This window comes from Pseudomonas sp. 1912-s (genome assembly GCF_029269205.1).
Taxonomy (GTDB): Bacteria; Pseudomonadota; Gammaproteobacteria; order Pseudomonadales; family Pseudomonadaceae; genus Aquipseudomonas.
Genome location: NZ_JARIXR010000008.1, coordinates 181,504 through 204,139, shown reverse-complemented (window position 1 = coordinate 204,139; position 22,636 = coordinate 181,504). Strand labels below are relative to the sequence as shown.

Genomic DNA, 22,636 nt, shown 5'->3' with positions numbered 1-22,636 from the left:
GATATTCTAAGCGCCCCCGACGCCCACCCGGAGCAAAACCATGACCGACGCTGTAGCCTTCGATGCCGAACTGGATGCCAGTGGCCTTAACTGTCCGCTGCCCTTGCTCAAGGCCAAGCTGGAACTCAATCGGCTGGCCAGCGGCGCCGTGCTCAAGGTGATCGCCACAGACGCGGGTTCCCAGCGGGATTTCCGTACATTTGCCAAGCTGGCCGGCCACACCCTGTTGCATGAAGAAGACGAAGCGGGCGTCTATCGTTACTGGTTGCGCAAGGCCTGAATCGCTTGAACGTGCTGTCCTTATCGCCTGAGGTTTATTGATGTTCAAAGTGTTACGTGACTGGATTCAGCGCTACTTCTCCGACGAAGAAGCCGTGGTGCTGGCCGTCCTGCTGTTTCTCGCCTTTACGGCCGTGCTCACCTTGGGCGGCATGTTGGCGCCGGTACTGGCGGGGATGGTGCTGGCGTACCTGATGCAAGGCCTGGTCTCCATTCTGGAGCGTCTGCGCTTGCCGGGCGGGGCAGCGGTGGGCCTGGTGTTTGCCTTGTTCATGGGCCTGTTGCTGGTGTTTATCGTGATCGTGGTGCCGTTGCTGTGGCATCAGTTGATCACCTTGTTCAACGAGCTGCCGGGCATGCTCGCCAAGTGGCAGTCGCTGCTCTTGCTGTTGCCCGAGCGCTATCCGCACCTGGTGTCGGACGAGCAGGTATTGCAGGCGATTGAAGTGGCGCGCGGCGAAATCGGAAAGTTCGGACAGTGGGCGCTGACCTTTTCCCTTTCGAGCTTGCCGCTGTTGGTCAACATCATGATCTACCTGGTGTTGGTGCCGATCCTTGTGTTTTTCTTCCTCAAGGACCGCGAGATGATCGGTCGTTGGGTGCGTGGCTACCTGCCGCGTGAACGGGCGCTGATTACCCGGGTCGCCGAGGAAATGAACCGGCAGATTGCCAACTACATCCGTGGCAAGGTCATCGAGATCTTCATCTGCGGTGGGGTCACCTACATCGGCTTTGTCGCACTGGGGCTGAACTATGCAGCCCTGCTGGCTTTGCTGGTCGGCGTTTCAGTGGTCGTGCCCTATGTTGGCGCGGTGGTGGTGACGGTGCCGGTGATGCTGATCGCGCTGTTCCAGTGGGGCTGGAGTGATCAGTTCATCTACCTCATGGCGGTCTACGGCATTATCCAGGTGCTGGATGGCAACGTGCTGGTGCCATTGCTGTTCTCCGAGGCGGTGAACCTGCATCCGGTGGCGATCATCTGTGCGGTGTTGTTGTTTGGCGGGTTATGGGGCTTCTGGGGGGTATTCTTTGCGATTCCCCTGGCGACGCTGTTCAAGGCGGTGCTGGATGCCTGGCCGCGGCAGGAGCCTGTTGTAGCGCCATTACTCTGATAGTTGTGATGCCGGTGCAGACCTCATCGCGGGCAAGCCCGGCTCCCACATTGACTGAGTTGTGATGTCGAACGACGATCACATGTGGGAGCTGTCTTGCCTGCGACAGCTATTCCAACGCCAGCAAGTGAATCAAGCCTTGTTCAGCGCTTGCGCCGCTGCTAATACAGCGTCTACATGGCCGGGCACTTTCACACCACGCCATTCCTGGCGCAGCACGCCATCCTTGTCGATCAGGAAGGTGCTGCGATCAACGCCCAGGTATTCCTTGCCATACAGCTTCTTCAGCTTGATCACATCAAACAGCTGGCAAACCGCTTCGTCCTTGTCGCTGATCAGCTCAAAGGGGAATGCCTGCTTGGCCTTGAAGTTCTCGTGGGACTTCACGCTGTCCCGGGACACGCCAAACACCACGGTGTTGGCGGCCTCGAACGCTGCGTGCTGGTCACGAAAGCCCTGGCCTTCGGTGGTGCAGCCCGGGGTGCTGTCTTTCGGGTAGAAGTAGATCACCACTTGCTTGCCCTTGAGCCCGGCGAGGCTGAAGGTCTGCCCGCTGGTTGCCTGGGCTTCGAAGTCGGCTACCGGTTTGTCGATGACTACAGCCATGAAAACTTCCTTACATTGGGTTCTGTGGGCGCCATGGCTCGATCAGTGCGTCGAGGTTCAGGGCATCGGCGAAATCCAGGAACTGGTCGCGCAGCCAACTGATCTGCACGCCGGCCGGCAAGGTCACGGTAAAGGTGGCGTTGAGCATGGTGCCGCCGGTCTGCGGGGCCTGATAGGTGTCGCAGGTCAGGTTTTCCAGCTCGACGTTGTGGTCGATAAAGAACTGGCACAGCTCGTTGACGATGTCCGAGCGGTAGGCCGAGCTGACATAGGCAACGTAGGGCAGGGCCTGGGGACGGTTTTCCAGGGCCGCACTGCGCACCACGTTGACCGTGAAGTCATGCTTCTTGGCCAAGCCCGGCAAGCCGGTCTCGAGGCGGGCCAGGGCATCCCAGGTTCCGGAAATCTGCAGGACCAGCGCGCTGCACTCGCCATGGCGGGTCAGGCGGGAGGTCACGACGGCGCAGCGGTTTTCATGGCTGGCGCGGCACAGGACGTTAGTCAGCTCCATGGGGTTGGCGCCAAGGGCACTGATGACAAGGAATTGTTCGCGGACTGTGGGGGTGGACATGCAGCCTTCCTAAAGCGATGAGCGGTCGATACGATGAAAGCGGTATCAATCAAAGGATGAAGGGTAGCGAAAACCATCGCCAAGGGCTAGGAGGTGGCGTTTTCATTACGTAATCAGCTTCATCAAACCCCGCTTTGGCCCAATGATGGCGTTGCTGCGAACTAAGTTGATCCAGAACGCATCCTCAGACGGTACTTCGCTTGTACAAGCATCTTGGCGCCAGTACCATTACCGCTCTCTTTTTCCGGCAGGAGCGGTTGCATGATTGCGGGCAGTATGGTGGCACTGGTCACACCCATGGATGCACAAGGTAATCTCGACTGGGACAGCCTGGGCAAACTGGTGGACTTCCACCTGCAAGAGGGCACCAACGCCATCGTGGCGGTCGGCACCACAGGTGAATCGGCCACACTTGATGTGGAAGAACACATCGAAGTGATCGAGTTCGTGGTCAAGCGCGTTGCAGGGCGTATCGCTGTGATCGCCGGCACGGGCGCCAATTCGACCCGCGAAGCGATCGAATTGACCCGCAACGCCAAGAAAGCCGGCGCCGATGCCTGCCTGCTGGTCACGCCGTACTACAACAAGCCGACCCAGGAAGGCCTGTACCTGCACTTCCGCGCCATTGCCGAAGCGGTCGACATCCCGCAGATCCTCTACAACGTACCCGGTCGCACCGCTTGCGACATGAAAGCCGAGACCGTGATCCGCCTGTCCACCGTACCGAACATCATTGGTATCAAGGAAGCCACCGGTGACCTGCAACGCGCCAAGGACATCCTGGCCGGCGTCAGCAGCGACTTCCTGGTGTATTCCGGTGACGACGCCACTGCTGTCGAACTGATCCTGCTGGGCGGCAAAGGCAACATCTCGGTGACTGCCAACGTCGCACCGCGCGCCATGAGCGAGCTGTGTGCCGCTGCCATTGCCGGTGATGCGGTCAAGGCCCGGGCGATCCACGAGCAATTGGCACCGCTCAACAAAACCCTGTTTATCGAATCCAACCCTATCCCCGTGAAATGGGCGCTGCATGAGATGGGCCTGATGCCGGACGGTATCCGTCTGCCGCTCACCTGGCTCAGCGAAGCCTGTCACGAACCGCTGCGACAGGCCCTGCGCCAGTCCGGCGTCCTGGTTTAATTGAGGAAGCACTACGCATGAAGCGATTGGCCGGACTTTCCGCACTTGCCTTGATTATCTCCAGCACCAGTGGCTGCGGTTGGATCTGGGGCCCGGAAGGCTACTTCCGCGACCGCGGTAGCGATTACCTGGAAGCCCAACAAACCGCCCCGATGAAATTGCCGTCGGACGTCAATGTCGCCAAGCGCCTTGACCCGTTGCTGCCGATCCCGCGCAACGTAGCCGACGACACCTTCAAGGGTGAATACGAAGTGCCGCGTCCACAGCCGCTGTCGGCCGTGGCCGATGCCAGCGACTACAGCCTGCAGAAGAGCGGCGACACCCGTTGGGTCATGGCCCAGCGCCCACCTGCCGAAGTCTGGCCGGTGGCTGTGCAGTTCTTCCAGGACAACGGTTTCCGCATTGACGAGCAACGCCCGCAGACCGGTGAATTCACCACCGCGTGGCAGCACACCAGCGAACTGTCGGCCTCCATGGCCAAGCGCCTGCAAGCCGGCGGCGTAGCCAATGACAGCGAAGCCCGCATCCGCGTGCGTATCGAGCCAGGCGTGCAACGCAACACCAGTGAAGTCTACGTGGTCAGCGCCGAGCGTCCTGCCGGCAGCACCGCCAACGTCGACTTCACCCCGCGCTCGGTCAACACCGGCGTGGACGCTGCCCTGGTCGACGAAATGCTCGCCAGCATGAGCCGTATCTCCGAGAAGGGCGGTTCCGTCTCCCTGCTCGCCGCCGGCAGCTTTGACACACCAAGCCGAGTCAGCCTCAGCGAAGACGGCAGCGGCAACGTCGTGCTCAACCTGGGTGAAGACCTGGACCGTGCCTGGTCGAGTGTCGGCCGCGCGCTGGAACACGGCGAATGGCGCGTTGAAGACATCAACCGCAGCCTGGGCCTGTACTACATCAACCTGGCCGAAAAAGCCGAGAAGAAAGACGACGAGCCAGGTTTCTTCAGCAAGTTGTTCGGCAGCAAGCCGACCAAGGAAGAGATCGAGACCCGCGCCGAGCGTTACCAGGTTCGTTTGAGCAAGGTTGGCGACAGCGTGCAAGTCACCGTCGAGAAAAACATCAATACTGTGGCGCCGGCTGATGTGGCGCGCAAAGTGTTGGGCGTGATTCAGGACAACCTGGGCTGATCCGATGCGTTTTGCCGTTCTCGGCAGCGGTAGCCAAGGGAACGGCACGCTTGTAGCCCACGACGACACGTACGTCCTGGTGGATTGTGGTTTCTCCCTGCGGGAAACCGAGCGGCGCCTGCTGCGCCTGGGGGTTCACCCCTCGCAGCTGAGTGCGATTCTGGTGACCCACGAACATGCCGACCACGTGCATGGCGTGGGTTTGCTGTCTCGGCGCTACAATCTTCCGGTGTACCTGAGCCGCGGTACCTTGCGCGGGATGCGCAAACCGATTGAACCCGCGGGTTTGCTGGCTGGTGGCGAGCAATTGCAGGTCGGTGCCTTGAGCATCGATGTAGTTGCCGTGGCCCACGATGCCCAGGAACCGACGCAATACGTATTCAGTGACGGTGAACGGCGCTTCGGCCTGCTCACCGACCTGGGTTCCTACTGCGCCAAGGTGCTGGACGGTTACCGCGACCTCGATGCATTGATGATCGAGTCCAACCACTGCCGTGACCTGCTTGCGCGGGGTCACTACCCGGCCTTTCTCAAGCGGCGGGTCGGCGGGCAGTTTGGACATTTGAACAACCACCAGGCGGCGTACCTGGTGTATGAGTTGGGCTGGCAAGACCTGCAACACCTGGTCCTGGCCCACCTGAGCAGCAAGAACAACCTGCCGCAGCTGGCCCGGCAATGTTTTGTCGACACCCTTGGGTGCGACCCGGACTGGCTGCAACTGGCCGATCAAGATTCAGGGCTCGACTGGCGACACATCGCCTAGCCCACCTACTTAGCAAGCGGAGCCCATCATGGAAAAACGTGAAGAACTCTACCGCGGCAAAGCCAAATCGGTTTACAAGACCGACGACGCCAACCGCTTGATCCTGCTGTTTCGCAACGACACCTCGGCGTTCGACGGCAAGCGCATCGAACAGCTCGACCGCAAAGGCATGGTGAACAACAAGTTCAACGCCTTCATCATGCAGAAACTCGAGGCGGCCGGCATTCCGACCCAATTCGACAAACTGCTGGGCGACAACGAATGCCTGGTGAAAAAACTCGACATGATCCCGGTCGAGTGCGTCGTACGTAACTACGCCGCCGGCAGCCTGGTAAAGCGTCTGGGCGTGGAGGAGGGCCTCAAGCTCAATCCTTACACCTTCGAACTGTTCCTGAAGGACGACGCCAAGGGCGACCCGTTCATCAACGAATCCCACGTGGTGGCATTCGGTTGGGGCACCGCTGAGCAACTGGCTCGCATGAAAGAACTGTCGCTGAAGGTCAACGACGTCCTGAGCAAACTGTTCGACGACGCCGGCCTGCTGCTGGTGGACTTCAAACTGGAATTTGGTGTGTTCCACGACGGCTCCATCGTCCTGGGCGACGAATTCAGCCCGGACGGCTGCCGCCTGTGGGACAAAGACACCCGCAAGAAGATGGACAAAGATCGCTTCCGCCAGGGCCTCGGTGACGTCATCGAAGCCTACGAAGAAGTCGCCAACCGTCTTGGCGTACCGCTGTAATCGACGCAAGCATCTGATAGCACGGAAAAAAATCGCTTAGGCGCTTTGCTTCCACGAAACAGGCTGTTATGATGCGCGCCGTTGGAGAGATGCCAGAGTGGCCGAATGGGACGGATTCGAAATCCGTTGTACCTTCACCGGTACCTAGGGTTCGAATCCCTATCTCTCCGCCATTATTGAAAAACGAAAAACCCCTGATAACTTCAATGTTGTCAGGGGTTTTTTGCTTTCAGTCAGAAATTAAATAATGAATTCTGCTACGGTCTTCGTGAATTGGCGATTCGGACATCAGTCATGAATTTTGAAAAAATACTGGCGCACCTCCGTGCTGGAGTTCCCGGTCTATTGGCTGTGTATGTATTCGGTAGCCAAGTGACCGGTGAGGCCGGCAGTGAGAGCGACCTGGATGTCGCCGTTCTTTCTGCGGGAGTGGTCGAGCCTTTATTGCTATGGCAGCTCTCCGGGGAGCTAGCCGATATAGTTGGGGTTCCAGTCGACTTGCTTGATTTGCGTGCAGCCTCAACAGTGATGCAATACCAGGTGTTGACCACTGGGCGTCGGCTCTGGTCCGGGAATATCCAGGCAGGCCTCTTCGAGAGCTATGTCCTGAGCGAAAAAACCGCGCTGGACACGGCAAGGGCTGAGTTGTTGGCGGATATCCAGAAGGAAGGGAAAGTATATGGTCGATGATGTTCTCATCAATAAAGCCGCCAGCATTGAACGTTGCGTTGCTCGCGCTCGTCAGGAATACGATAAAGATCCCACCAGCTTCGCTACCGATTTCACACGTCAGGATGCCGCGATCCTGAATATTCAGCGAGCTTGTGAGGCCGCGTTGGACATGGGCCAGCACCTGATTCGTCGTGAGCGCCTGGGCGTTCCACAAGGAGCCCGTGACGTGTTTGAGTTGTTATGTCAGGGCGGTTGGGTCAATCCTGCGTTGCTGACCAACCTGAAGAACATGGTCGGGTTCCGAAACATTGCTGTTCACGAATACCAGACGCTTCAATTGCCGATTACCGTTGCGATCATTACAAAACACCTAGGTGATTTTCTGGCATTCAGTTCGCATATTTTGACCAGGGATGCAGGCTTGGAAAATAAGCAGGTCTGATCAGTAAAATTGTCCCCCTCCCTCTGAATAAGTTTCCTTGTTGCGGTGTTCACCCCACAGACCACCCAGGAAACGCCCATGAACATCCCCACCGACCGCTACGACCGCCTGACCCGCACGTTCCACTGGCTGACCGCCGCCCTGGTGATCTTCATGTTCGCCAGCGCCCACATCTGGGAAAACCTGGAAAAAGGCACGCCACTGCGCAAAGGCCTGCAATCCGTGCATATTTCCCTGGGTATCGCGATGGCGGTGCTGATTGCTGCACGTATCCTCTGGCGCCTGTTCGGCGGCAATCATCTAAAGGCCGACACGCACCCGGCGCTGAACGTGGCCGCCAAAATCGCCCACGGCTGTCTATACCTGCTATTACTCACGCAGGTCATCCTCGGCTTCCTGTTCCGCTGGGCCCAGGGCGAGCCCTTCAACTTTTTCGGATTGTTCCCGGTGCCTGCGCCGTTGGTGGTCGATCACGAATTGCGGGGCACCCTGGGTGGCCTGCACAACAACGTCGCCTGGGCGATCATCGTGCTCGCGGGGCTGCATGCCTGTGCCGCGCTGTGGCATCACTACATCCAGCGCGACAGCACGCTGCGCCGCATGCTGCCCGGCCCTCGGGGCGATCTTCAACACTGAGTTTGCTGCGGTACTTTCCCTATTGTTACGGAGCATGAACGCCATGAAGAGTCGCCACGAACACGCCGTTGGTTATCGCACTGCCTTGTTCTTCGGAGCCTGTATGGCCGCCGCGCTACTGGCCGGCCAGGCCCACGCTTCCGGTGACGAATCGGCGCCGCCCAAGCCCAACTGCCCCAAAGGCCAGGTCTGGGATACCAAGACCGGCAAGTGCGTATTGCAGACAAGCAAGGCCACCTCGGACGCCGATCGCACCGATTACGCCTATCGCCTGGCCAAGGACGGGCGCTACGAAGAAGCCCTGTCACTGCTCGACACCCTGCAAAACCCGAACACGGCCAAGGCCCTGAACTATCGCGGCTACGCCACCCGCAAGTTGGGTCGCACCGATGAAGGTATCAGCTACTACCTTAAATCCGTGGCACTGGACCCCAACTACGCCCAGGTGCGCGAATACCTCGGCGAGGCCTATGTGATCAAGGGCCGTGTAGACCTGGCCCAGGAGCAACTGGTGAAAATCAAAGCCTTGTGCAGCACCACTTGCGAAGAGTACGAAGACCTGGCCGAAGCTATCGCCGCCGCACCTCAGGCTTGACGCGTGAGCGAAACGACAGGAGACCGCCATCACCCAAGACGCTGAGTTGCGCCGTGAGTTGAGCCTGCTGTTGCCGCGTTTATGGCGATACGGCTTGGTGCTGTCGCGACAAAAGCATGTGGCGGATGACCTGGTGCAGGCCACCTGCGTGCGTGCGTTGGAGCGTGCGGGCCAGTTTGTGGCCGGCACGCGGCTCGACCGCTGGCTGCTGACGATCATGCATTCGATCTGGCTTAACGAACTGCGCTCGCAGCGGGTACGACAGGGCCAGGGATTTGTCGACGCGGAGGAGGAGTTGTCGTTCGACGGCGAAACCCAGGCTCAGGACCAGGTGCTGGCCGCGCAGGTCATCAAACGCGTCAATGCGCTACCCGAAGCCCAGCGGGAGACGGTGTTCCTGGCCTACGTCGAAGGGCTTTCATACAAGGAAATTGCCGAGGTCCTGCACATCCCGGTGGGAACGGTGATGAGCCGGCTGGCTGCTGCGCGCTTGAGGCTGGCTGAAACGGCGCACTCAAGCGGCCTGCTGGATAAATCGAGCGGAGAACGACGATGACTCAACAGAGCCTACCGTCGGATGAACTGCTGGTGGCTTATCTCGACGGTGAGCTGGACCCCGAGCGGTGCCAGCTTATCGATAACCTGCTGGGGATCGATCCCGCCGTGACGGCCCGCGTCGAGCAGCTCAAGCGCGGGCAGTTGTCGTTCAAGTCAGCGTTCGATTCGGTTCTCGACCAAGCCCCTGCCGAGCGTTTGCAGGCGATGCTCGACGCCTTGCCGCCGGCACACACACCGGCCCTGAGTCGACGCAGGTTTCTCGCGGTAGCGGCAAGCTTTGCGGTGGCCGGTGTGGTCGCTGATCGACTGTTCATGGCGTGGCCCCGGCCTGAGCCTGGTTCGGGATGGCGCACCTCGGTCGCCGAATACATGGCGCTGTATACGCCCCGGACCCTGGAGAACCTCAGCGCCGACCCTGACTCCCATCTCGCTCAACTGAATTCGGTAGGGCGCCAACTCGGCCTGCCGCTGAGCCCTGAGGCAATCAGCCTGCCGGGCGCCGAGTTCAGGCGCGCACAAATCCTCGATTATGACGGTGTACTGATCGGCCAATTGACCTACCTCGACCCGCGCCACGGTCCTTTGGCGCTGTGCATCACGGCGGCGAAAAAGGGCGCCGCACCCATGGCCACTGAGCAGCGCCGTGGCATGAACGTGGTGTTTTGGTCCAGCCCAACCCATGCGTTCATGTTGATTGGCAGAAACCCGTTTGAAGATTTGCAGATCATGGCGCGCAGTGCTGAAAAGACCCTGGCCGTATAGTCACCGGTATGGAATAAACCCGGCCCCCTGACTGTTCACCAATGTACCTGTCCGAATCTGGCGTCCTGTTGATTCGGGTTTATCGATTGGTGAGGGAGAGGCCCATGCTGGTTTACCGAGACACACTCAAAGAAGCGCTTCCGCTTCGTGAGCGCCCAGGTGCGATTGGCTTGGTACTGAGCCTGGAGGGCGCGCGGTACTACGTGTTCATCAGCCGGCAATCGCGCGAGCAAGTCGCCAACAGTGCCGTGGGCAACAAATTGAAACTGCATGCGCAGCTATTAAACAGGACGCTGACCACGGCTGAGCACCAGGATTCGTATCGGTCGATGTTGCCGGTCGCCCAGGCCTTGGTGGCGCAGCGCGGCGTAGACGTCGAAAGCCGCCACGCAGAAGAGTTGTTGATCGAGCATTTCGACGAATGCGTGCAAAACTTCGTCAGCCTGCGCGGCCGGCCGCCGGCCAAAGCCGAGGTATTCCTGTCCCATTGTCCCTGCCAGTCGAAGGACCCCGGCGCCAGCCCGGCGCGCATGCTGGCGGGCACGTTCTACGAGGCCACCTGCAAGGCCAAGCTGATAAAGTTCTGCACCACGGGCAACCGGGCGGCGATGTCGTGGAAGGTCTACTACCAATTCGATATTGGCTCGTCAAAGCTCGACATCAACGAGCACCTCAACAACCTGACCCTGTGCAAGCAACCGGCGTTTATCAACACGTAGGGGCTTGCAGCGCCCGCCACCGAGCCGGCGTCGTGCCTTCCCAAGAGCGAAACGCCCGATAAAATGAGTTGGTGTCTTCATAGCCGACCAGGCAGGCGATCTCGTCTATTTCGATAGACGGCTCGGTGAGCAAATGGCGCACCACTTCCTGGCGGGTCTCCAGCATCAGTTGCCGAAAACTGCTGCCGGCCTCGGTAATGCGCCGCTGCAATGTGCGTTCGCTCATGCCCAATTCCCGCGCGACTTCGATCATCTCGGGGCGGCCACTGGCCAGAATGCGCTTGAGGGTGATTTTGACCTGATGGCAGATGCTGGCCGGTGCCGATGCTTCGGCCAGCGCCGCCACCAGGCCCGGGTTCAGCATGTCCAGCATTTGCGGATTGTATCCAGGAAAGGGGCGATCCAGATCCGCGCCATCCAGCACCAGCGCATTGCGCTCGGCACCAAAGCGCACGGGGCAGCCGAAAAACTCCGCCAGTACGGTGCTGCCGTCGTCCGGGCGAGCCAGTTCAACGTTCAGAGGGGTGATCTGCGCCCGTGAACCCCGCCGGCCCAACTCCACAAACGTGGCAAACGCCGCGTCCACCAACAGCGGCGGTGGCGGCTCAGGCGTGTGCAGCCATTCGATGGTCACCGTGCACCTGCGGCCATCCTCGCAAACCAGCAGGCGCTCAGGCGTGCACAGTTGCTTGAAGCGGGCGAGGCGGTGCAGGCCATCCCGATAATCCCGGGCGATAAAGGCGGCAAAGCTGGACGGTGGAAGCGCGGTGACCTCAAGGCGGGTCATCAGCAGGATTCCGACGGCCGGATCAGGGTTGAGCGCCCGCACCGCTTCCCACAGGCGAAAGAACTCCAGCGTCGTCACCTGCCGCCGGTCGCGCCGCTCGCGGATATGCAGGGTCATGGGCAAGCGCGCCTGACGCAACACCACCGATGGCTCCAGCCCGACGCTCTTCAGGGCCAGCCAAAACACGTCCGGTATGTTGAAACGGGGTTGTGTCGCGTCAGGCATGCAGCACCTTCTTTCAAATCGTGAGATTAATCCGAGGCCGACACACTGAGGTCATGCCACTTTTTATCCGACTCGGCCAAGTCTGCCGCTGCCCGGGCCGCGTATTGCACGGCATCGCTGCCGATCAACAAGCGTAGCGGGGCGCCTTTGTTCAGTGCCAGCTCCAGCACGATTTCGGCAACCCGGTCCGGGCCGGTCGGCAGGATGCCGGGTGAGTTGAGCAATTCCACCAGGGCACCGACGGTTTGCCGGTAGGGCTCACTGATGGCGGGAATCGTCATGGAGCTGCCCGACCAGTCCGTGCGCATGCCGCCCGGCTCCAGCACGGTTACCTGGATGCCCAGTGGCGTGACTTCCTGTGCCAGCACCGTGGAAAAACCACCGACGGCCCATTTTGCGCTTTGGTATGCGGCCAGGCCTGCCATGCCAATACGTCCACCCAGCGACGACACCTGAAAGATATGCCCATTGCCCTGGGCGCGCAGCACCGGCACCACCGCCTTGCTGACGTGCACCACACCGTAGAAGTTGGTGTCGATCTGCGCCGAAAAATCCTCCAGGGTTACGTCTTCCACCGAAGCCAGATCACCGTAGCCAGCGTTATTGACCACCACATCCAGGCGGCCAAAATGTTTCACCGCAGCGTCTACCGCTTCCAGCACCTGCTGGTTGTGGGTGACATCCAGCGCGACGGGATAAACCGCATCACCATATTCGGCCACCAGGTCATCCAACTGCTTGGGATTGCGCGCGGTGGCGACTACACGATCACCGGCGCGCAGTGCGGCCACAGTAATCGAGCGGCCAAGGCCACGGGAACTGCCGGTGATAAACCAGATTTTGGACATTCGAACACCTCTTCGTTTGAGACAACGGGAGCAACCTGTGAACGAATGATGGTGGACGGGCCGTTTTCATACACTAGCAAGAGGGCGCCAAGTGACTTGCAAATTACGCCATTTCAGTGATGTCTGTAGCCTGATTCTCAAGCAGACGATGCAGGGTTGCGCTGCTTGAGGCTCGGCGGTAACCTTCGCCCGTTGCCCCCATGGCGACCGGTTTTGACAGGCCGAATAACGTGCGATCTTTGTACTTCCCCGTATATGGCTCCAGGCGCTTGTCTGTGCCTATCTGTTATGGCGGTTGTACGTGGGGCATCTTCGGGTGCGCCGGGTTTCCACGTTTCCGGTCTGTCAACCCGCGTACAGCTGCCACCCAATCCTGTTTGACAGCAGGGGAATGGCAGCTCCTTCTGATAACGTGGAGCTACACCATGAAAAAGATCACCCCCAATCCCCCTGATTCCTTCGGCGCTCGCGCTCGCAATAAACTCAACGACGGCAAGATGTCCGACGCCGCGCAAAGAGCGCTTGATTATTATCTAAGTGAACCAGTACCCGAGCCGACGGAAACTGACGAGCGCCCACCACGCAGGATTTTCAGTGTAGGTGCGGATGTAGGCACCGAAGAAGCACTGGCCAACGCCGCCGAAATCCTTTCATCAGCTCTGGAAACGGCGTACCGCTGCGCCGATGGCCAAGACAGCATTCACTATCGATTAACCATGGGTCTGGCCCAGTTGATCGAGAATGCTCAGGCGTTAGTAGACTCAGTACTCGACCGTCAATTTTCAGCTGATAAACCAGCCAACGTGTGAACGCCAACGACGTCCCGCAGAGCCCGCTGTAGCTAAAAGCCAGCGGGCTTTTCTGTAGAAAATTTATATCTGGAAACTTCCCGAGAATCGCCCTCAAGTCCCGCCCCGCCTGGCCGAAACTCTGTCATACGATGTCGTATGCCAATAAAGAGAACAATCGCCATGTCGCTCCGCAATCTGTCCATCGCCCGCCGTGCGGGTCTCGGTTTTGCCTTGATTGCCTTGCTCGTGGCGTTACTGGGGTTCTTTGCGCTCTCGAACATGGCGAGCATCCGCGAAAGCGCCGTGCAGGTTGAAAGCGGCCTGGTGCCGAAAATGCGCCTGGTCTCGGATATTCGCGAAATCATGCTGCGCATCCGCACCATTTCCCTGCGCATGGCCCTTGATCCCAATCCGGCGAGCATCGCGCAATACCGCAGCCAGATGGACACCCGTAGCCAGGACCTGGCAAAGAAACTGGCCGACCTCAATGCGGTGATTGATACCCCAGAAGTACGCAACCTCTACGATCAGTTCCAGGTTTCCCTGCGTCAATATCAGCAAGGTCTCACGCAGTCGTTCATCCTCGCTGACAAGCAACAGACCGCCGAGCTGAACAAGTTGCTGCTGGTGGACATGAAAACCGTGGTCGACGGTTCCGGCAATCAGCTCAATGCCCTGGCCGACTACTACAACGCCCAGATAAACCTGCAGGGTCAGACGGCCGAGTCTCAGTACAGCCGCTCGCGCACGATGGTCTTCGGTTTCGTGCTGCTGGCGGCGTTGAGCACCGTGGCCCTGGCCTGGTTGCTGACGCGCAGCATTGTCGGCCCGCTGAGCCACGCGGTGCGCGCCGCAGAAAACGTCGCCCAAGGCGACCTGACCCAGACCGTTGAAGTCACCGGCGACGACGAAGTGACGCGCCTGCTCGTGGCACTCCAGACCATGCAGGGCAGCCTGCGCAGTACCCTGCAACTGATTCGCCAGTCGGCGGGGCAGATGGCGGCATCGGCCACCGACCTCAACGGCATTACCGACCAGAGCAGCCGCAGCCTGCAAAAGCAGACCGCGGAAATCGAGCAAGCCGCCACCGCAGTCAACGAGATGACCTCGGCGGCCGATGAGGTGGCGCGTAATGCTGTCTCCACTTCCGAGTCCACCCGGCTCTCCAATGAAACGGCCCGCGACGGCCAGCAGCGCGTCGGCGAAACGGTCAGCGCGATTCAGGCGCTGAGTACCAACATCGGTGAAACCTCAAGCCTGGTGCAAAACCTCGCCGATCAATCGCGGGATATCGGCAAGGTGCTGGACGTGATTCGCTCCATCGCCGAACAGACCAACTTGCTGGCCCTGAACGCCGCCATCGAGGCCGCGCGTGCCGGTGAGTCCGGGCGTGGCTTTGCGGTGGTGGCCGACGAAGTGCGTGCGCTGGCCCATCGTACGCAGCAATCGACCCTGGAGATCGACCAGATGGTCAGCGCGATGCGCACGGGTTCCAGCGAGGCATTGACGTCGATGCAGTCGAGCACCCAGCGCGCCAGTGAAACCTTGATCCTGGCCGAAGGGGCCGGTGGCGCATTGAGCCAGATCACCGACTCCATCGACCAGATTCACCAGCGCAACCTGGTCATCGCCAGTGCTGCCGAGGAGCAGGCCCAAGTGGCCAAAGAGGTCGACCGTAATATCGTCAATATTCGTGACCTGTCCGCGCAATCGTCCTCCGGAGCGGGGCAGATCAACGGGTCGAGCCATGAGCTGGCGCGTTTGGCCGTGTCGCTCAATGAGGCGGTGGCGCGGTTTCAGCTGTAACGGGGTTTACCCGTGCCAGGGACGGCACCAATTCCAGGACACGGTTACGGCCACCTTCGGCCACCAGGTAGGTTCCCTTCGTCGTACGCACAATCGACTGCGGGGCCTTCAGGAAAGACAGAATCGTCTGCTGGCGCCCTTGCTTGTCGATCAACAGTAAACGCGCGCGGTGTGTTGAATCCTCGTTGATCCATAACCCGCGCTCATCGCACATCAGGAAGGTGGGTTTGTTCAGCTGGCTCAGTACCACCGGATCGCTGCCGTCGTCGGTCAGTTCCCGCACCACGCCTTTCTTCTTTTCCGTGTAGAGCATGCGCCCATCCGTGCAGCGAACGATCGACTCACCTTCGCTGAGTTGGTCACGCACGACGCTCAATGTCTTGTCGCTCCAGTGATAGCGCAGGATCCGGGCCCCGACCTTGCGGTCTTCGATGGCGTAGAGATACTCGCCGTCGTCCCACAGCCCTTGCACGCTTTCTCCCTTGAACAGCTCGGTGACCACGCCGTCCTTGAGAAAGCTGACCGGTGCTCCATCCACTTCCTGGCTGAACACCCAACCGCCCTGAGTGGCAACCATGCCATCGGGCTTGGATAGATTGCCCACCACCAGCTCGCGTTTTCCGTCCGGCAGAATGCGCACGATACTGCCAAGGCCGTCGCTCAACTCCTGGCTGACCATCAGTGAGCCGTCGGGCATCGGCATCAGCGATGCGGCCTTTTCCACGTCGCGGTGGACTACTTGAACACTCCAGTCATCGGCAGCGCTGACCGGGTAGAAACTTTGCCAGGCGAAGAAGCCCAAAGCGGCAAAGCAGAGCGAACCCAGTAGCCACAACCCTGGTCGAAGCGTGCGATAGAGAGAGGCCGGGCTTGAAGTCCTTTTTATTGTTTGATCCATTGATTGCGCTGCCGGTAGGTATGGGGAATGGAAAAGAGTGGAGCTGAAGTTAATCGTTATCCTGCAAGAGGGCCGCATAGTCTTGCCCTCCGTAAAACACCCCTAGAATCGATACCGTTTCCGTGTCGGCATCCACTGTAAAAGCGATGAGCGTGGCGTGCCGATAGTGAGTTGTACGCAGAGTGGGTAACAAATCCTCACGGCTGGTCCCACGCTGGGGAAAAAGGGACAGGTTTTCGCAATAAGTGATGATGGCATCTACATAGCGCGCAGCGACGATGGGTGAGCCGGCCTGGGTGATGTAGTCTTCAAGTTCTTCGAGTTGCGCTACTGCCTTGGGTGAAAAAGCTACTGTGTAGCTCACGGCTTGCGAGTGCCTTTCTGTTTGCGTTTTGCTGCCATCTGTTCGCGGACCTGGGCGGCAGACAACGCGCTACCGGGATCCGCTTTGAGAGCGGCGGCTGCCGGAATCACCTGATCCCGAAGCCAGTCCTCCATTGCGCGATCACGTGCCAGCAGGGCGCGTAGCCCATCGCGTATGACTTCACTTTCACTGGCGTATTCGCCGGTGCTCACTTTGGCTTTGACGAGTGCGGCCATCTCAATCGGCAAGGTGATGCTCATTTGCTGGGTTGAGCGCATGGTGGCGTCCGCTTTTGCTGGGTAGGATTTAATCCTACCCAACGATGGGCGTGTTGCAAGCGATAACTGAACCAGTGTGAGCCGTTGGTATCTCCTGGACTAAGCAGCGTGCCGCCTGTTTCGTGCAGATATTGGTGGGGTAATCCATCGTCAAAGACTTTTCCATAACGGGCCTAAGGAGTAAGAAGGAAATTTGAGGTTGTCAGTATTGACGCTTTTCAGGGCCTCCGTTTCTCACCAGCGCTAATTCCCGTCTGATATGTATGACCGCATATTTTCTGCAGGGCTATTGGCTGATCCCGAGTAGGTGGATCGCGCCAATAGCATCCCGCCAGCCCCCATACGATAATGCCCGCCACATCTGATCAACCAATGGCTGCCCTCGTGATCATCAACTTCGACCTCAACGACCTCCAAGCCTTCCGTGCCGTCGTAGACAAGGGCAGTTTCCGTGCGGCGGCCGAAGCCATCCGTATCTCCCAGCCGGCCCTCAGCCGGCGCATCGAGAAGCTTGAATCCGCCCTTGACGTCAAACTCTTCGAACGCACTACGCGCCGGGTCAGCCTGACCATGGTCGGTCGTGCGTTCCTGCCCCAAGTCGAGCGCATGCTCGATGACCTGGACATCGCCCTGATGGGCATCAGCAACGTGGCCTCAACCCGTATGGGCAACGTCACCATCGCCTGTGTGCCGTCCACCGCGTACTACTTCATGCCCCACGTGATCTTCGAATTCCACAAGCTCTATCCGAAGATTCGCCTGCGGGTGTTGGACGCGAGTGCCGGCGAGGTGTGTGCGGCGGTGGAAAGTGGCGAGGCAGATTTCGGCGTGAGTTTCAGCGGCAGCCTGGCCGACGGGGTGGAGTTCGAGCTGTTGCTGCAAGAGCGTTATGTGCTGGCCTGTCGCCGGGAACATCCATTGGCGGACCGGGCCAGTGTGACGTGGGCCGAGGCGTACGAGCACGACTACATCACCGTGGACAAGACCTCAGGCAATCGCTTCCTGCTGGACCAGGCCCTGCGCGGTGTGCGGGTGAAGAAGCAAAGCATCTGCGAAACCCATCACGTGACCACGATGATCGGGCTGGTGGAGGCGGGGTTGGGGGTGGCGATGGTGCCGTCGATTGCGATGCCGGCAGGCGAGCACCCGATTCTGATGAGTGTGCCGCTGGTGGAGCCGGAGGTGGTGCGTAATGTGGGATTGATCAAGCGCCGCGGGCGTACGTTGACGCCGGCGGCACTGGAACTGGAGCGGTTGACGCGGGAGATGCCGTTTCGGTCAGTGTGACACCGAGTCCAGGCCGGTGGATTGCACCACCGGTTGCGCCTGGGGCGAGGCGAGGAATTGCAGGAGCTTTTTCGCCTGCGCCGGGTGTTCGGCATTCACCGGAATGCCTGCGGCAAACCGGGTGACGGACTGCACGTCTTCAGGGATTTTTCCGACGTAGGTCACGCCCGGAATCGGCAACAGTTCGGACACCTGCTGCAAGCCCACCTCGTAGTCACCCTTGGCCACCTGGGAGGCCACCGGGATGCGTTCGATCATGGTGCCCTTGGACGGCATGCCGAGTTTCTTGAACAGTTCCTTTTCGACGTAGACGCCGCTGGCGCTGTCCGAATACGCCACGGATTTGGCGTTGGTCAGTACGGCCTTCAGTTCGGCATCGGTGGCAATCGAGGGCTTGGCAGCGCCTTCCTTGACCACCAGGCCGATGCGCGAATCCGCCAGCTCAACGCGGGACGCCTTGTCGACCTTGCCTTGCTTGATCAGCTCATCCAGGGCGTAGCCGACCATGATCACGACGTCGGCGTGTTCGCCACGGGCCAGGCGGTTGGGAATCGCTTCCGGGGCCTTGCCCATCGACGGGCCGAGGATGGTGTCGAGGGTGTCGCCGCTCTGTGTCGCGTATTGCGCACCCAGCACCTTGTAGGCAGCGGTGAAGCCGCCTGAGGTCATGACTTTCAGCGCTTCAGCGTGGGCAACCATCGCCACGGAACCGATCGCCAGTGCCACCAGTGTTTTCAACAGGGATTTCATCGGCGTGGCTCCTCAGGCGACTTGCAGGCGGGCACTGGCACGGCGATACAGCGCGAACGTTGCGCACAGGGCGCACAGCGCGGCAAACATCAGCCAGTAGGCGGGCGAAGCCTTGTCGCCCGTCTCGTGGATAAACCAGGTGGAAATCGCCGGAGTAAACCCACCGAAGATCGCGGTCGCCAGGCTGTAGGCCAGGGAGAAGCCCGCCACGCGCACTTCCACCGGCATGATTTCGGTCAGGGCCGGGATCATGGCGCCGTTGTACATGCCGTAGAGGAAGGAGAACCACAGCAGGGTTTCGAGCATGTGGGCGAAGCTTGGTGCATTTACGACGTAGGACAGTGCCGGGTAGGCGGTAAGCACGGTCAGGGTGGTCATGGCGATCAGCACGGGCTTGCGGCCAAAACGGTCACTCAGGGTGCCACCGATGGGCAGCCAGATGAAGTTCGACACGGCCACCAGCAAGGTCACCAGCAGGGCGTCGGAAGTGGTCAGGTTGAGCACGGTTTTGCCGAAGGTCGGCGCGTAGACGGTGATCAGGTAGAACGCGGTGGTGGTCATTGCCACCATCATCATGCCGCCGATCACGATGGTCCAATTCTTCACCAGCGTGGCCAGCACTTCGCGCATGGTTGGGCGGTGCTTGCGGTTGGCGAACTCTTCGGTTTCCTGCAGGTTACGACGCAGCACGAAGATGAACGGGATGATCACGCAGCCGATGGCGAACGGAATGCGCCAGCCCCAATCGGCAACCACGGCCGGTTCCATCCATTGGTTCAGGCCATAACCCAGGGCGGCAGCGACCACGATGGAGATCTGCTGGCTGCCCGATTGCCAGCTGGTATAGAAACCCTTGCGGCCCGGGGTGGCCATTTCGGCCAGGTACACCGACACGCCACCCAGTTCTGCGCCGGCCGAGAAGCCTTGCAACAGACGGCCCATCAGCACCAGCAGCGGTGCCCACAAACCAATGGTGTGATAGCCCGGCACCAGCACGATCAGCAGGGTGCCACTGGCCATGATCGCCAGGGTCACGATCAAGCCTTTGCGACGGCCCACATCATCGATGTACGCACCGAGGATGATGGCCCCCAGTGGACGCATCAGAAAGCCCGCGCCGAACACGGCGAAGGTCATCATTAATGACGCAAATTCATTGGCGGCAGGGAAGAAGGCGGCAGCGATATAGGTGGCATAGAAGCCGAACAGAAAGAAGTCGAACTGTTCGAGAAAGTTGCCGGAGGTGACGCGAAAGACCGCGCCGACTTTGGAGCGGGCAGAGTCAGGCCGTGAAGGGTTTTGCATTTTTTTGTGTCTCCAGCGTTCTTTTTAAAGTGCTTGTTTCGCTTAAGACCGCGGATAGTGGCTGACACATTTAGAAATGATAAGTGAGTTGTTTACATGCATTGATGCGCTGAGGTTATCAATCGGCGGACTCACACAAAACCGCTCCCTCATCTATGCTTCCCCAGTGTGTCCAAATCTTACGGATGGGAGGTGGGTATGAGTAACGAGCAGAAGCAGCGCGAGGAGTGGGAGCTGGAGCGGGCCAGGAAGCTTCGCGAGGAAGAAAAACCGCAGACCTGGAAGCATCCGGACGATGGCACGGAGCTGTCGGAGCGCGATCAGGAGCGCCCGCTCAGGCCTTGAGGCGTGCATTTCACTGTGGCGAGGGAGCTTGCTCCCGTTGGGCTGCGAAGCAGCCCCAAGATTTTTGGGAGCGCTTCGCACTCCAGCGGGAGCAAGCTCCCTCGCCACAGTACGATTCACTGAATCGGCGTACACAACTCCACCAGCGTGCCATCCGGGCACCGCACATATGCCACCACCTGTCCCCAGGGCTTGGTGCTCGGCGCTGCCAGTTCTGTCGCCCCCTCCGCCAGCGCTCTGGCATGGGCCTTTGGCACATCTTCAGTCACAAACCCCAGCTCCATCCCCAGCGGCTGACGTGAAGCATGCGCCTCTACGTGCCCGCCCTTGAAGTTCATCTCACCCAACTCATGCGCCGCGAAGGAGAGGGTGGTACCGCCCGTATCCAACTCACCATACGTCCCCGATTCATGCAGGAAACGGCGACTGAAGCCGAAGGCTTTTTCGAAGAATTGCAGGGATGCGGACACGTCCGGGACGTAGACGATGGTGTAGGAAAACTTCATGGTTCAGCGGTCCTTGCTTGAGAGAGGGGTCATTAAAGTCAGCGTCGCACGGACGGTCAACAGGAAACTATTTGACATATTTGATTTGTGATCACATATTGGGGTCATAAGAACGACAACACAGGTTTTGACTCATGACAGATGGCCCGCTTCTCCTTCCCACCTTGCGCCAGGTGTCCCGCGATACCTTGCAAGACCAGGTCTATCGCCAGATCCGCGAAGCCCTGATGAGTGGTCGTTTCCAGCCCGGCCAGAAACTCACCATCCGCGGCCTTGCCGAAGCCCTCGGCTCCAGCCCCATGCCGGTGCGCGAAGCCCTCCAGCGCCTCAGCGCCGAAAACGCCTTTGAAGTCACCGAAACCTCCCGTCTGCGGGTACGCATGATGACGGTCGAACGCCTGCGCGAGATTCGCGATGCGCGGGTCGCCCTGGAAGGTTTGCTGGCGGAAAAGGCCGTGCTGCTCCTGGAAAAAGCCGACCTCGACGAAATCTCCGACCTCTGCCAACAGATGCAACAAGCCGCCGACGAAGTCGACGTTTCCCGCTACCTGTGGACCAACTTCGCCTTTCACCGTCGGATCTATGCCGTCGCCCAGGCCGAATTGACCATGGCTGCCGTGGAAAACTTCTGGCTGCACATGGGCCCGTGTTTTGCCCTGGTCGCTCCCGATAAAGCTCACTTGCAGCGCTCGATGGAGGCGCACACGCGCATCGTCGAAGCCCTGGCCGCCCGCGATGGCGCCGGCGCCCGCGCTGCCGTGACCGATGACATCATGCAGGCCGCCGATTCCCTGGCGCGTCTGCTCGTCAAGAACGACCGCTCGCGGTCGTCTGTTTCAGGAGGTAAACGTGCATGAGTGTCCTACAACGGCTGCAGCCTTATCCTGGGTTACGTGTGTTGATTTCCGGCGGGGCTGCCGGCATCGGTGAAGTGTTGGCCGCGGCTTATCTGGAGGCGGGCGCCAAGGTGCATGTGTGTGATGTCAGCGAACCGGCCCTGGCGGCGTTTCGCGACAAGTACCCGGGCAGCGTGGCCACCCGTGCCGACGTGAGTGATGCCGCGCAGATCGAGGCGGTGTTCCAGGTGCAGCGCGAGCAGTTCGGCGGGCTGGATGTGCTGGTCAACAACGCCGGGATTGCCGGACCCACCGGCGGTATCGATGCCATCAGCGATGCCGAGTGGCAAGCCACGATCAACATCAACCTGACGGCGCAATACCGCTTTGCCCATCACGCGGTGCCGATGCTCAAGGAATCGTCCCACGGCCATCTGCTGCATATCGCCTCGGTCGCCGGGCGTCTCGGCTACGCCTGGCGCACGCCGTATGCCGCGACCAAATGGGCCATCGTCGGCTTGATGAAATCCCTGGCCTCGGAGCTGGGCGAAAGCGACATCCGCGTCAACGCCTTGCTGCCTGGGATCGTCGAAGGCCCACGCATGGACGGTGTGATTCGCGCCCGTGCCGAACAGGTCGGCGTGCCCGAAGCCGAGATGCGCCAGGAATACCTCAACAAGATCTCCCTCAAGCGCATGGTCACCGCCGAAGACGTCGCGGCCATGGCCTTGTTTCTCTGCTCGCCCGCCGCCCGCAATGTCACCGGCCAGGCGATCAGTGTCGATGGCAACGTCGAGTACCTGTAGGCCGCGCCAGCGTTAGCCAAGGAAGAACACACACGCAGCACCCGGGATTTTTTTCATAAGAATAAAAGTCGGAG

Annotated in this window: 29 protein-coding genes and 1 tRNA gene; 20 read left to right on the top strand and 10 right to left on the bottom strand. The window is 59.9% G+C overall.

All coding sequences use genetic code 11. From position 1 onward, the window contains the following. Positions 1-40 precede the first annotated feature (40 nt). Both P3C29_RS13115 and P3C29_RS13110 read left to right on the top strand, forming a co-directional pair. Positions 41-280 (top strand): sulfurtransferase TusA family protein, encoded by a 240-nt coding sequence (locus P3C29_RS13115; protein ID WP_003211989.1) that lies wholly within the window; start codon positions 41-43, stop codon positions 278-280. Positions 281-320: 40 nt separating this feature from the next. Further along, on the top strand, positions 321-1,391 hold the full coding sequence (locus P3C29_RS13110; RefSeq protein WP_003211986.1) for an AI-2E family transporter: 1,071 nt from the start codon (positions 321-323) through the stop codon (positions 1,389-1,391). A 132-nt stretch (positions 1,392-1,523) separates the two neighbouring features. On the opposite strand, the gene P3C29_RS13105 is transcribed toward P3C29_RS13110, so the two are convergent. Together P3C29_RS13105 and P3C29_RS13100 are read right to left on the bottom strand one after the other, a co-directional pair. Continuing rightward, positions 1,524-1,997: a peroxiredoxin gene (locus P3C29_RS13105; protein WP_010176585.1), complete on the bottom strand. Its 474-nt coding sequence runs from the start codon at positions 1,995-1,997 to the stop codon at positions 1,524-1,526. A gap of 10 nt (positions 1,998-2,007) precedes the next feature. Beyond that, complete coding sequence (locus P3C29_RS13100; protein ID WP_003172487.1) at positions 2,008-2,568, bottom strand: glycine cleavage system protein R; 561 nt, start codon at positions 2,566-2,568, stop codon at positions 2,008-2,010. Positions 2,569-2,829: 261 nt separating this feature from the next. Between P3C29_RS13100 and dapA the strand changes: the two genes are divergently transcribed. From dapA to P3C29_RS13040, 12 genes are all read left to right on the top strand, one after another. Beyond that, positions 2,830-3,708, top strand: a complete 879-nt coding sequence (gene dapA / locus P3C29_RS13095; RefSeq protein ID WP_010176584.1) for a 4-hydroxy-tetrahydrodipicolinate synthase — start codon at positions 2,830-2,832, stop codon at positions 3,706-3,708. A gap of 17 nt (positions 3,709-3,725) precedes the next feature. After that, complete coding sequence (bamC, locus tag P3C29_RS13090; RefSeq protein ID WP_010176583.1) at positions 3,726-4,841, top strand: outer membrane protein assembly factor BamC; 1,116 nt, start codon at positions 3,726-3,728, stop codon at positions 4,839-4,841. A gap of 4 nt (positions 4,842-4,845) precedes the next feature. Next, the gene (locus P3C29_RS13085) at positions 4,846-5,604 is read left to right on the top strand and encodes an MBL fold metallo-hydrolase (RefSeq protein ID WP_010176582.1); all 759 of its coding nucleotides are present in this window, start codon (positions 4,846-4,848) and stop codon (positions 5,602-5,604) included. A 28-nt stretch (positions 5,605-5,632) separates the two neighbouring features. Beyond that, positions 5,633-6,346, top strand: a complete 714-nt coding sequence (purC, locus tag P3C29_RS13080; RefSeq protein WP_003211975.1) for a phosphoribosylaminoimidazolesuccinocarboxamide synthase — start codon at positions 5,633-5,635, stop codon at positions 6,344-6,346. An 83-nt stretch (positions 6,347-6,429) separates the two neighbouring features. Further along, a tRNA-Ser gene (locus P3C29_RS13075) sits at positions 6,430-6,519 on the top strand. A 121-nt stretch (positions 6,520-6,640) separates the two neighbouring features. Further along, on the top strand, positions 6,641-7,036 hold the full coding sequence (locus tag P3C29_RS13070; protein ID WP_275964673.1) for a nucleotidyltransferase domain-containing protein: 396 nt from the start codon (positions 6,641-6,643) through the stop codon (positions 7,034-7,036). Beyond that, positions 7,026-7,460 (top strand): DUF86 domain-containing protein, encoded by a 435-nt coding sequence (locus tag P3C29_RS13065; RefSeq protein ID WP_275964672.1) that lies wholly within the window; start codon positions 7,026-7,028, stop codon positions 7,458-7,460. The genes P3C29_RS13070 and P3C29_RS13065 overlap by 11 nt, the downstream gene beginning before the upstream one ends. Before the next feature lie 78 nt (positions 7,461-7,538). Next, complete coding sequence (locus P3C29_RS13060) at positions 7,539-8,096, top strand: cytochrome b (RefSeq protein WP_275964671.1); 558 nt, start codon at positions 7,539-7,541, stop codon at positions 8,094-8,096. Between the two features lie 43 nt (positions 8,097-8,139). Beyond that, positions 8,140-8,691: a tetratricopeptide repeat protein gene (locus tag P3C29_RS13055; RefSeq protein ID WP_275964670.1), complete on the top strand. Its 552-nt coding sequence runs from the start codon at positions 8,140-8,142 to the stop codon at positions 8,689-8,691. Between the two features lie 58 nt (positions 8,692-8,749). Further along, a complete protein-coding gene (locus tag P3C29_RS13050) occupies positions 8,750-9,247 on the top strand; it encodes an RNA polymerase sigma factor (RefSeq protein ID WP_201126121.1) in 498 nt (165 codons plus the stop codon). Then, entirely contained in the window at positions 9,244-10,011 is a 768-nt protein-coding gene (locus P3C29_RS13045; RefSeq protein ID WP_275964669.1) for a transcriptional regulator, read from the top strand. Before P3C29_RS13050 ends, P3C29_RS13045 begins: the two co-directional genes overlap by 4 nt. A 104-nt stretch (positions 10,012-10,115) precedes the next feature. Then, entirely contained in the window at positions 10,116-10,730 is a 615-nt protein-coding gene (locus P3C29_RS13040; RefSeq protein ID WP_275964668.1) for a hypothetical protein, read from the top strand. Here the strand turns inward: P3C29_RS13040 and P3C29_RS13035 are convergent. Together P3C29_RS13035 and P3C29_RS13030 are read right to left on the bottom strand one after the other, a co-directional pair. Further along, complete coding sequence (locus tag P3C29_RS13035) at positions 10,720-11,742, bottom strand: AraC family transcriptional regulator (RefSeq protein WP_275964667.1); 1,023 nt, start codon at positions 11,740-11,742, stop codon at positions 10,720-10,722. The two genes, P3C29_RS13040 and P3C29_RS13035, sit on opposite strands and share 11 nt — an antisense overlap. A gap of 26 nt (positions 11,743-11,768) precedes the next feature. Further along, positions 11,769-12,590: an SDR family NAD(P)-dependent oxidoreductase gene (locus tag P3C29_RS13030; protein WP_275964666.1), complete on the bottom strand. Its 822-nt coding sequence runs from the start codon at positions 12,588-12,590 to the stop codon at positions 11,769-11,771. 425 nt (positions 12,591-13,015) lie between these two features. On the opposite strand from P3C29_RS13030, the gene P3C29_RS13025 reads away from it, so the two are divergent. Together P3C29_RS13025 and P3C29_RS13020 are read left to right on the top strand one after the other, a co-directional pair. Continuing rightward, complete coding sequence (locus P3C29_RS13025) at positions 13,016-13,399, top strand: DUF3077 domain-containing protein (protein WP_275964665.1); 384 nt, start codon at positions 13,016-13,018, stop codon at positions 13,397-13,399. A gap of 162 nt (positions 13,400-13,561) precedes the next feature. Beyond that, positions 13,562-15,187 (top strand): methyl-accepting chemotaxis protein, encoded by a 1,626-nt coding sequence (locus P3C29_RS13020; RefSeq protein WP_275964664.1) that lies wholly within the window; start codon positions 13,562-13,564, stop codon positions 15,185-15,187. Here the strand turns inward: P3C29_RS13020 and P3C29_RS13015 are convergent. The 3 genes from P3C29_RS13015 to P3C29_RS13005 are packed head-to-tail and all read right to left on the bottom strand — an operon-like array spanning position 15,156 to position 16,727. After that, positions 15,156-16,085: a hypothetical protein gene (locus P3C29_RS13015; protein ID WP_242487023.1), complete on the bottom strand. Its 930-nt coding sequence runs from the start codon at positions 16,083-16,085 to the stop codon at positions 15,156-15,158. The two genes, P3C29_RS13020 and P3C29_RS13015, sit on opposite strands and share 32 nt — an antisense overlap. Positions 16,086-16,134: 49 nt before the next feature. Then, a complete protein-coding gene (locus tag P3C29_RS13010; protein WP_275964663.1) occupies positions 16,135-16,449 on the bottom strand; it encodes a type II toxin-antitoxin system RelE/ParE family toxin in 315 nt (104 codons plus the stop codon). Beyond that, positions 16,446-16,727 carry a type II toxin-antitoxin system ParD family antitoxin gene (locus P3C29_RS13005; RefSeq protein ID WP_010176565.1) on the bottom strand — a complete coding sequence of 94 codons (282 nt, stop codon included), beginning with the start codon at positions 16,725-16,727 and terminating at the stop codon, positions 16,446-16,448. Before P3C29_RS13005 ends, P3C29_RS13010 begins: the two co-directional genes overlap by 4 nt. Before the next feature lie 384 nt (positions 16,728-17,111). Here P3C29_RS13005 and P3C29_RS13000 point away from each other — a divergent pair, with 384 nt between their 5' ends. Further along, the gene (locus P3C29_RS13000) at positions 17,112-18,014 is read left to right on the top strand and encodes a LysR family transcriptional regulator (protein ID WP_275964697.1); all 903 of its coding nucleotides are present in this window, start codon (positions 17,112-17,114) and stop codon (positions 18,012-18,014) included. On the opposite strand, the gene P3C29_RS12995 is transcribed toward P3C29_RS13000, so the two are convergent. Continuing rightward, a complete protein-coding gene (locus tag P3C29_RS12995; RefSeq protein WP_010176563.1) occupies positions 18,006-18,764 on the bottom strand; it encodes a substrate-binding domain-containing protein in 759 nt (252 codons plus the stop codon). The genes P3C29_RS13000 and P3C29_RS12995 overlap by 9 nt on opposite strands. 12 nt (positions 18,765-18,776) lie before the next feature. After that, complete coding sequence (locus P3C29_RS12990; protein ID WP_010176562.1) at positions 18,777-20,069, bottom strand: MFS transporter; 1,293 nt, start codon at positions 20,067-20,069, stop codon at positions 18,777-18,779. Between the two features lie 198 nt (positions 20,070-20,267). Here P3C29_RS12990 and P3C29_RS12985 point away from each other — a divergent pair, with 198 nt between their 5' ends. Next, positions 20,268-20,414, top strand: coding sequence for a hypothetical protein (locus P3C29_RS12985; RefSeq protein ID WP_275964662.1), 147 nt, complete (start codon positions 20,268-20,270; stop codon positions 20,412-20,414). Between the two features lie 116 nt (positions 20,415-20,530). Here P3C29_RS12985 and P3C29_RS12980 read toward each other — a convergent pair whose 3' ends face one another. Continuing rightward, complete coding sequence (locus P3C29_RS12980; protein ID WP_275964661.1) at positions 20,531-20,920, bottom strand: VOC family protein; 390 nt, start codon at positions 20,918-20,920, stop codon at positions 20,531-20,533. A gap of 134 nt (positions 20,921-21,054) precedes the next feature. Here P3C29_RS12980 and P3C29_RS12975 point away from each other — a divergent pair, with 134 nt between their 5' ends. Together P3C29_RS12975 and P3C29_RS12970 are read left to right on the top strand one after the other, a co-directional pair. Beyond that, positions 21,055-21,777 (top strand): GntR family transcriptional regulator, encoded by a 723-nt coding sequence (locus tag P3C29_RS12975; RefSeq protein ID WP_003211913.1) that lies wholly within the window; start codon positions 21,055-21,057, stop codon positions 21,775-21,777. Further along, on the top strand, positions 21,774-22,562 hold the full coding sequence (locus P3C29_RS12970; protein ID WP_275964660.1) for an SDR family oxidoreductase: 789 nt from the start codon (positions 21,774-21,776) through the stop codon (positions 22,560-22,562). The genes P3C29_RS12975 and P3C29_RS12970 overlap by 4 nt, the downstream gene beginning before the upstream one ends. Positions 22,563-22,636: the final 74 nt, after the last annotated feature.

Bases quoted from the DNA above. Each gene is read 5' to 3' on its own strand.
- P3C29_RS13115 (WP_003211989.1), top strand. From the start codon at position 41: ATGACCGACGCTGTAGCCTTCGATGCCGAACTGGATGCCAGTGGCCTT.
- P3C29_RS13110 (WP_003211986.1), top strand. From the start codon at position 321: ATGTTCAAAGTGTTACGTGACTGGATTCAGCGCTACTTCTCCGACGAA.
- P3C29_RS13105 (WP_010176585.1), bottom strand. From the start codon at position 1,997: ATGGCTGTAGTCATCGACAAACCGGTAGCCGACTTCGAAGCCCAGGCA.
- P3C29_RS13100 (WP_003172487.1), bottom strand. From the start codon at position 2,568: ATGTCCACCCCCACAGTCCGCGAACAATTCCTTGTCATCAGTGCCCTT.
- dapA (WP_010176584.1), top strand. From the start codon at position 2,830: ATGATTGCGGGCAGTATGGTGGCACTGGTCACACCCATGGATGCACAA.
- bamC (WP_010176583.1), top strand. From the start codon at position 3,726: ATGAAGCGATTGGCCGGACTTTCCGCACTTGCCTTGATTATCTCCAGC.
- P3C29_RS13085 (WP_010176582.1), top strand. From the start codon at position 4,846: ATGCGTTTTGCCGTTCTCGGCAGCGGTAGCCAAGGGAACGGCACGCTT.
- purC (WP_003211975.1), top strand. From the start codon at position 5,633: ATGGAAAAACGTGAAGAACTCTACCGCGGCAAAGCCAAATCGGTTTAC.
- P3C29_RS13070 (WP_275964673.1), top strand. From the start codon at position 6,641: ATGAATTTTGAAAAAATACTGGCGCACCTCCGTGCTGGAGTTCCCGGT.
- P3C29_RS13065 (WP_275964672.1), top strand. From the start codon at position 7,026: ATGGTCGATGATGTTCTCATCAATAAAGCCGCCAGCATTGAACGTTGC.
- P3C29_RS13060 (WP_275964671.1), top strand. From the start codon at position 7,539: ATGAACATCCCCACCGACCGCTACGACCGCCTGACCCGCACGTTCCAC.
- P3C29_RS13055 (WP_275964670.1), top strand. From the start codon at position 8,140: ATGAAGAGTCGCCACGAACACGCCGTTGGTTATCGCACTGCCTTGTTC.
- P3C29_RS13045 (WP_275964669.1), top strand. From the start codon at position 9,244: ATGACTCAACAGAGCCTACCGTCGGATGAACTGCTGGTGGCTTATCTC.
- P3C29_RS13040 (WP_275964668.1), top strand. From the start codon at position 10,116: ATGCTGGTTTACCGAGACACACTCAAAGAAGCGCTTCCGCTTCGTGAG.
- P3C29_RS13035 (WP_275964667.1), bottom strand. From the start codon at position 11,742: ATGCCTGACGCGACACAACCCCGTTTCAACATACCGGACGTGTTTTGG.
- P3C29_RS13030 (WP_275964666.1), bottom strand. From the start codon at position 12,590: ATGTCCAAAATCTGGTTTATCACCGGCAGTTCCCGTGGCCTTGGCCGC.
- P3C29_RS13025 (WP_275964665.1), top strand. From the start codon at position 13,016: ATGAAAAAGATCACCCCCAATCCCCCTGATTCCTTCGGCGCTCGCGCT.
- P3C29_RS13020 (WP_275964664.1), top strand. From the start codon at position 13,562: ATGTCGCTCCGCAATCTGTCCATCGCCCGCCGTGCGGGTCTCGGTTTT.
- P3C29_RS13015 (WP_242487023.1), bottom strand. From the start codon at position 16,085: ATGGATCAAACAATAAAAAGGACTTCAAGCCCGGCCTCTCTCTATCGC.
- P3C29_RS13005 (WP_010176565.1), bottom strand. From the start codon at position 16,727: ATGCGCTCAACCCAGCAAATGAGCATCACCTTGCCGATTGAGATGGCC.
- P3C29_RS12995 (WP_010176563.1), bottom strand. From the start codon at position 18,764: ATGAAATCCCTGTTGAAAACACTGGTGGCACTGGCGATCGGTTCCGTG.
- P3C29_RS12990 (WP_010176562.1), bottom strand. From the start codon at position 20,069: ATGCAAAACCCTTCACGGCCTGACTCTGCCCGCTCCAAAGTCGGCGCG.
- P3C29_RS12985 (WP_275964662.1), top strand. From the start codon at position 20,268: ATGAGTAACGAGCAGAAGCAGCGCGAGGAGTGGGAGCTGGAGCGGGCC.
- P3C29_RS12980 (WP_275964661.1), bottom strand. From the start codon at position 20,920: ATGAAGTTTTCCTACACCATCGTCTACGTCCCGGACGTGTCCGCATCC.
- P3C29_RS12975 (WP_003211913.1), top strand. From the start codon at position 21,055: ATGACAGATGGCCCGCTTCTCCTTCCCACCTTGCGCCAGGTGTCCCGC.
- P3C29_RS12970 (WP_275964660.1), top strand. From the start codon at position 21,774: ATGAGTGTCCTACAACGGCTGCAGCCTTATCCTGGGTTACGTGTGTTG.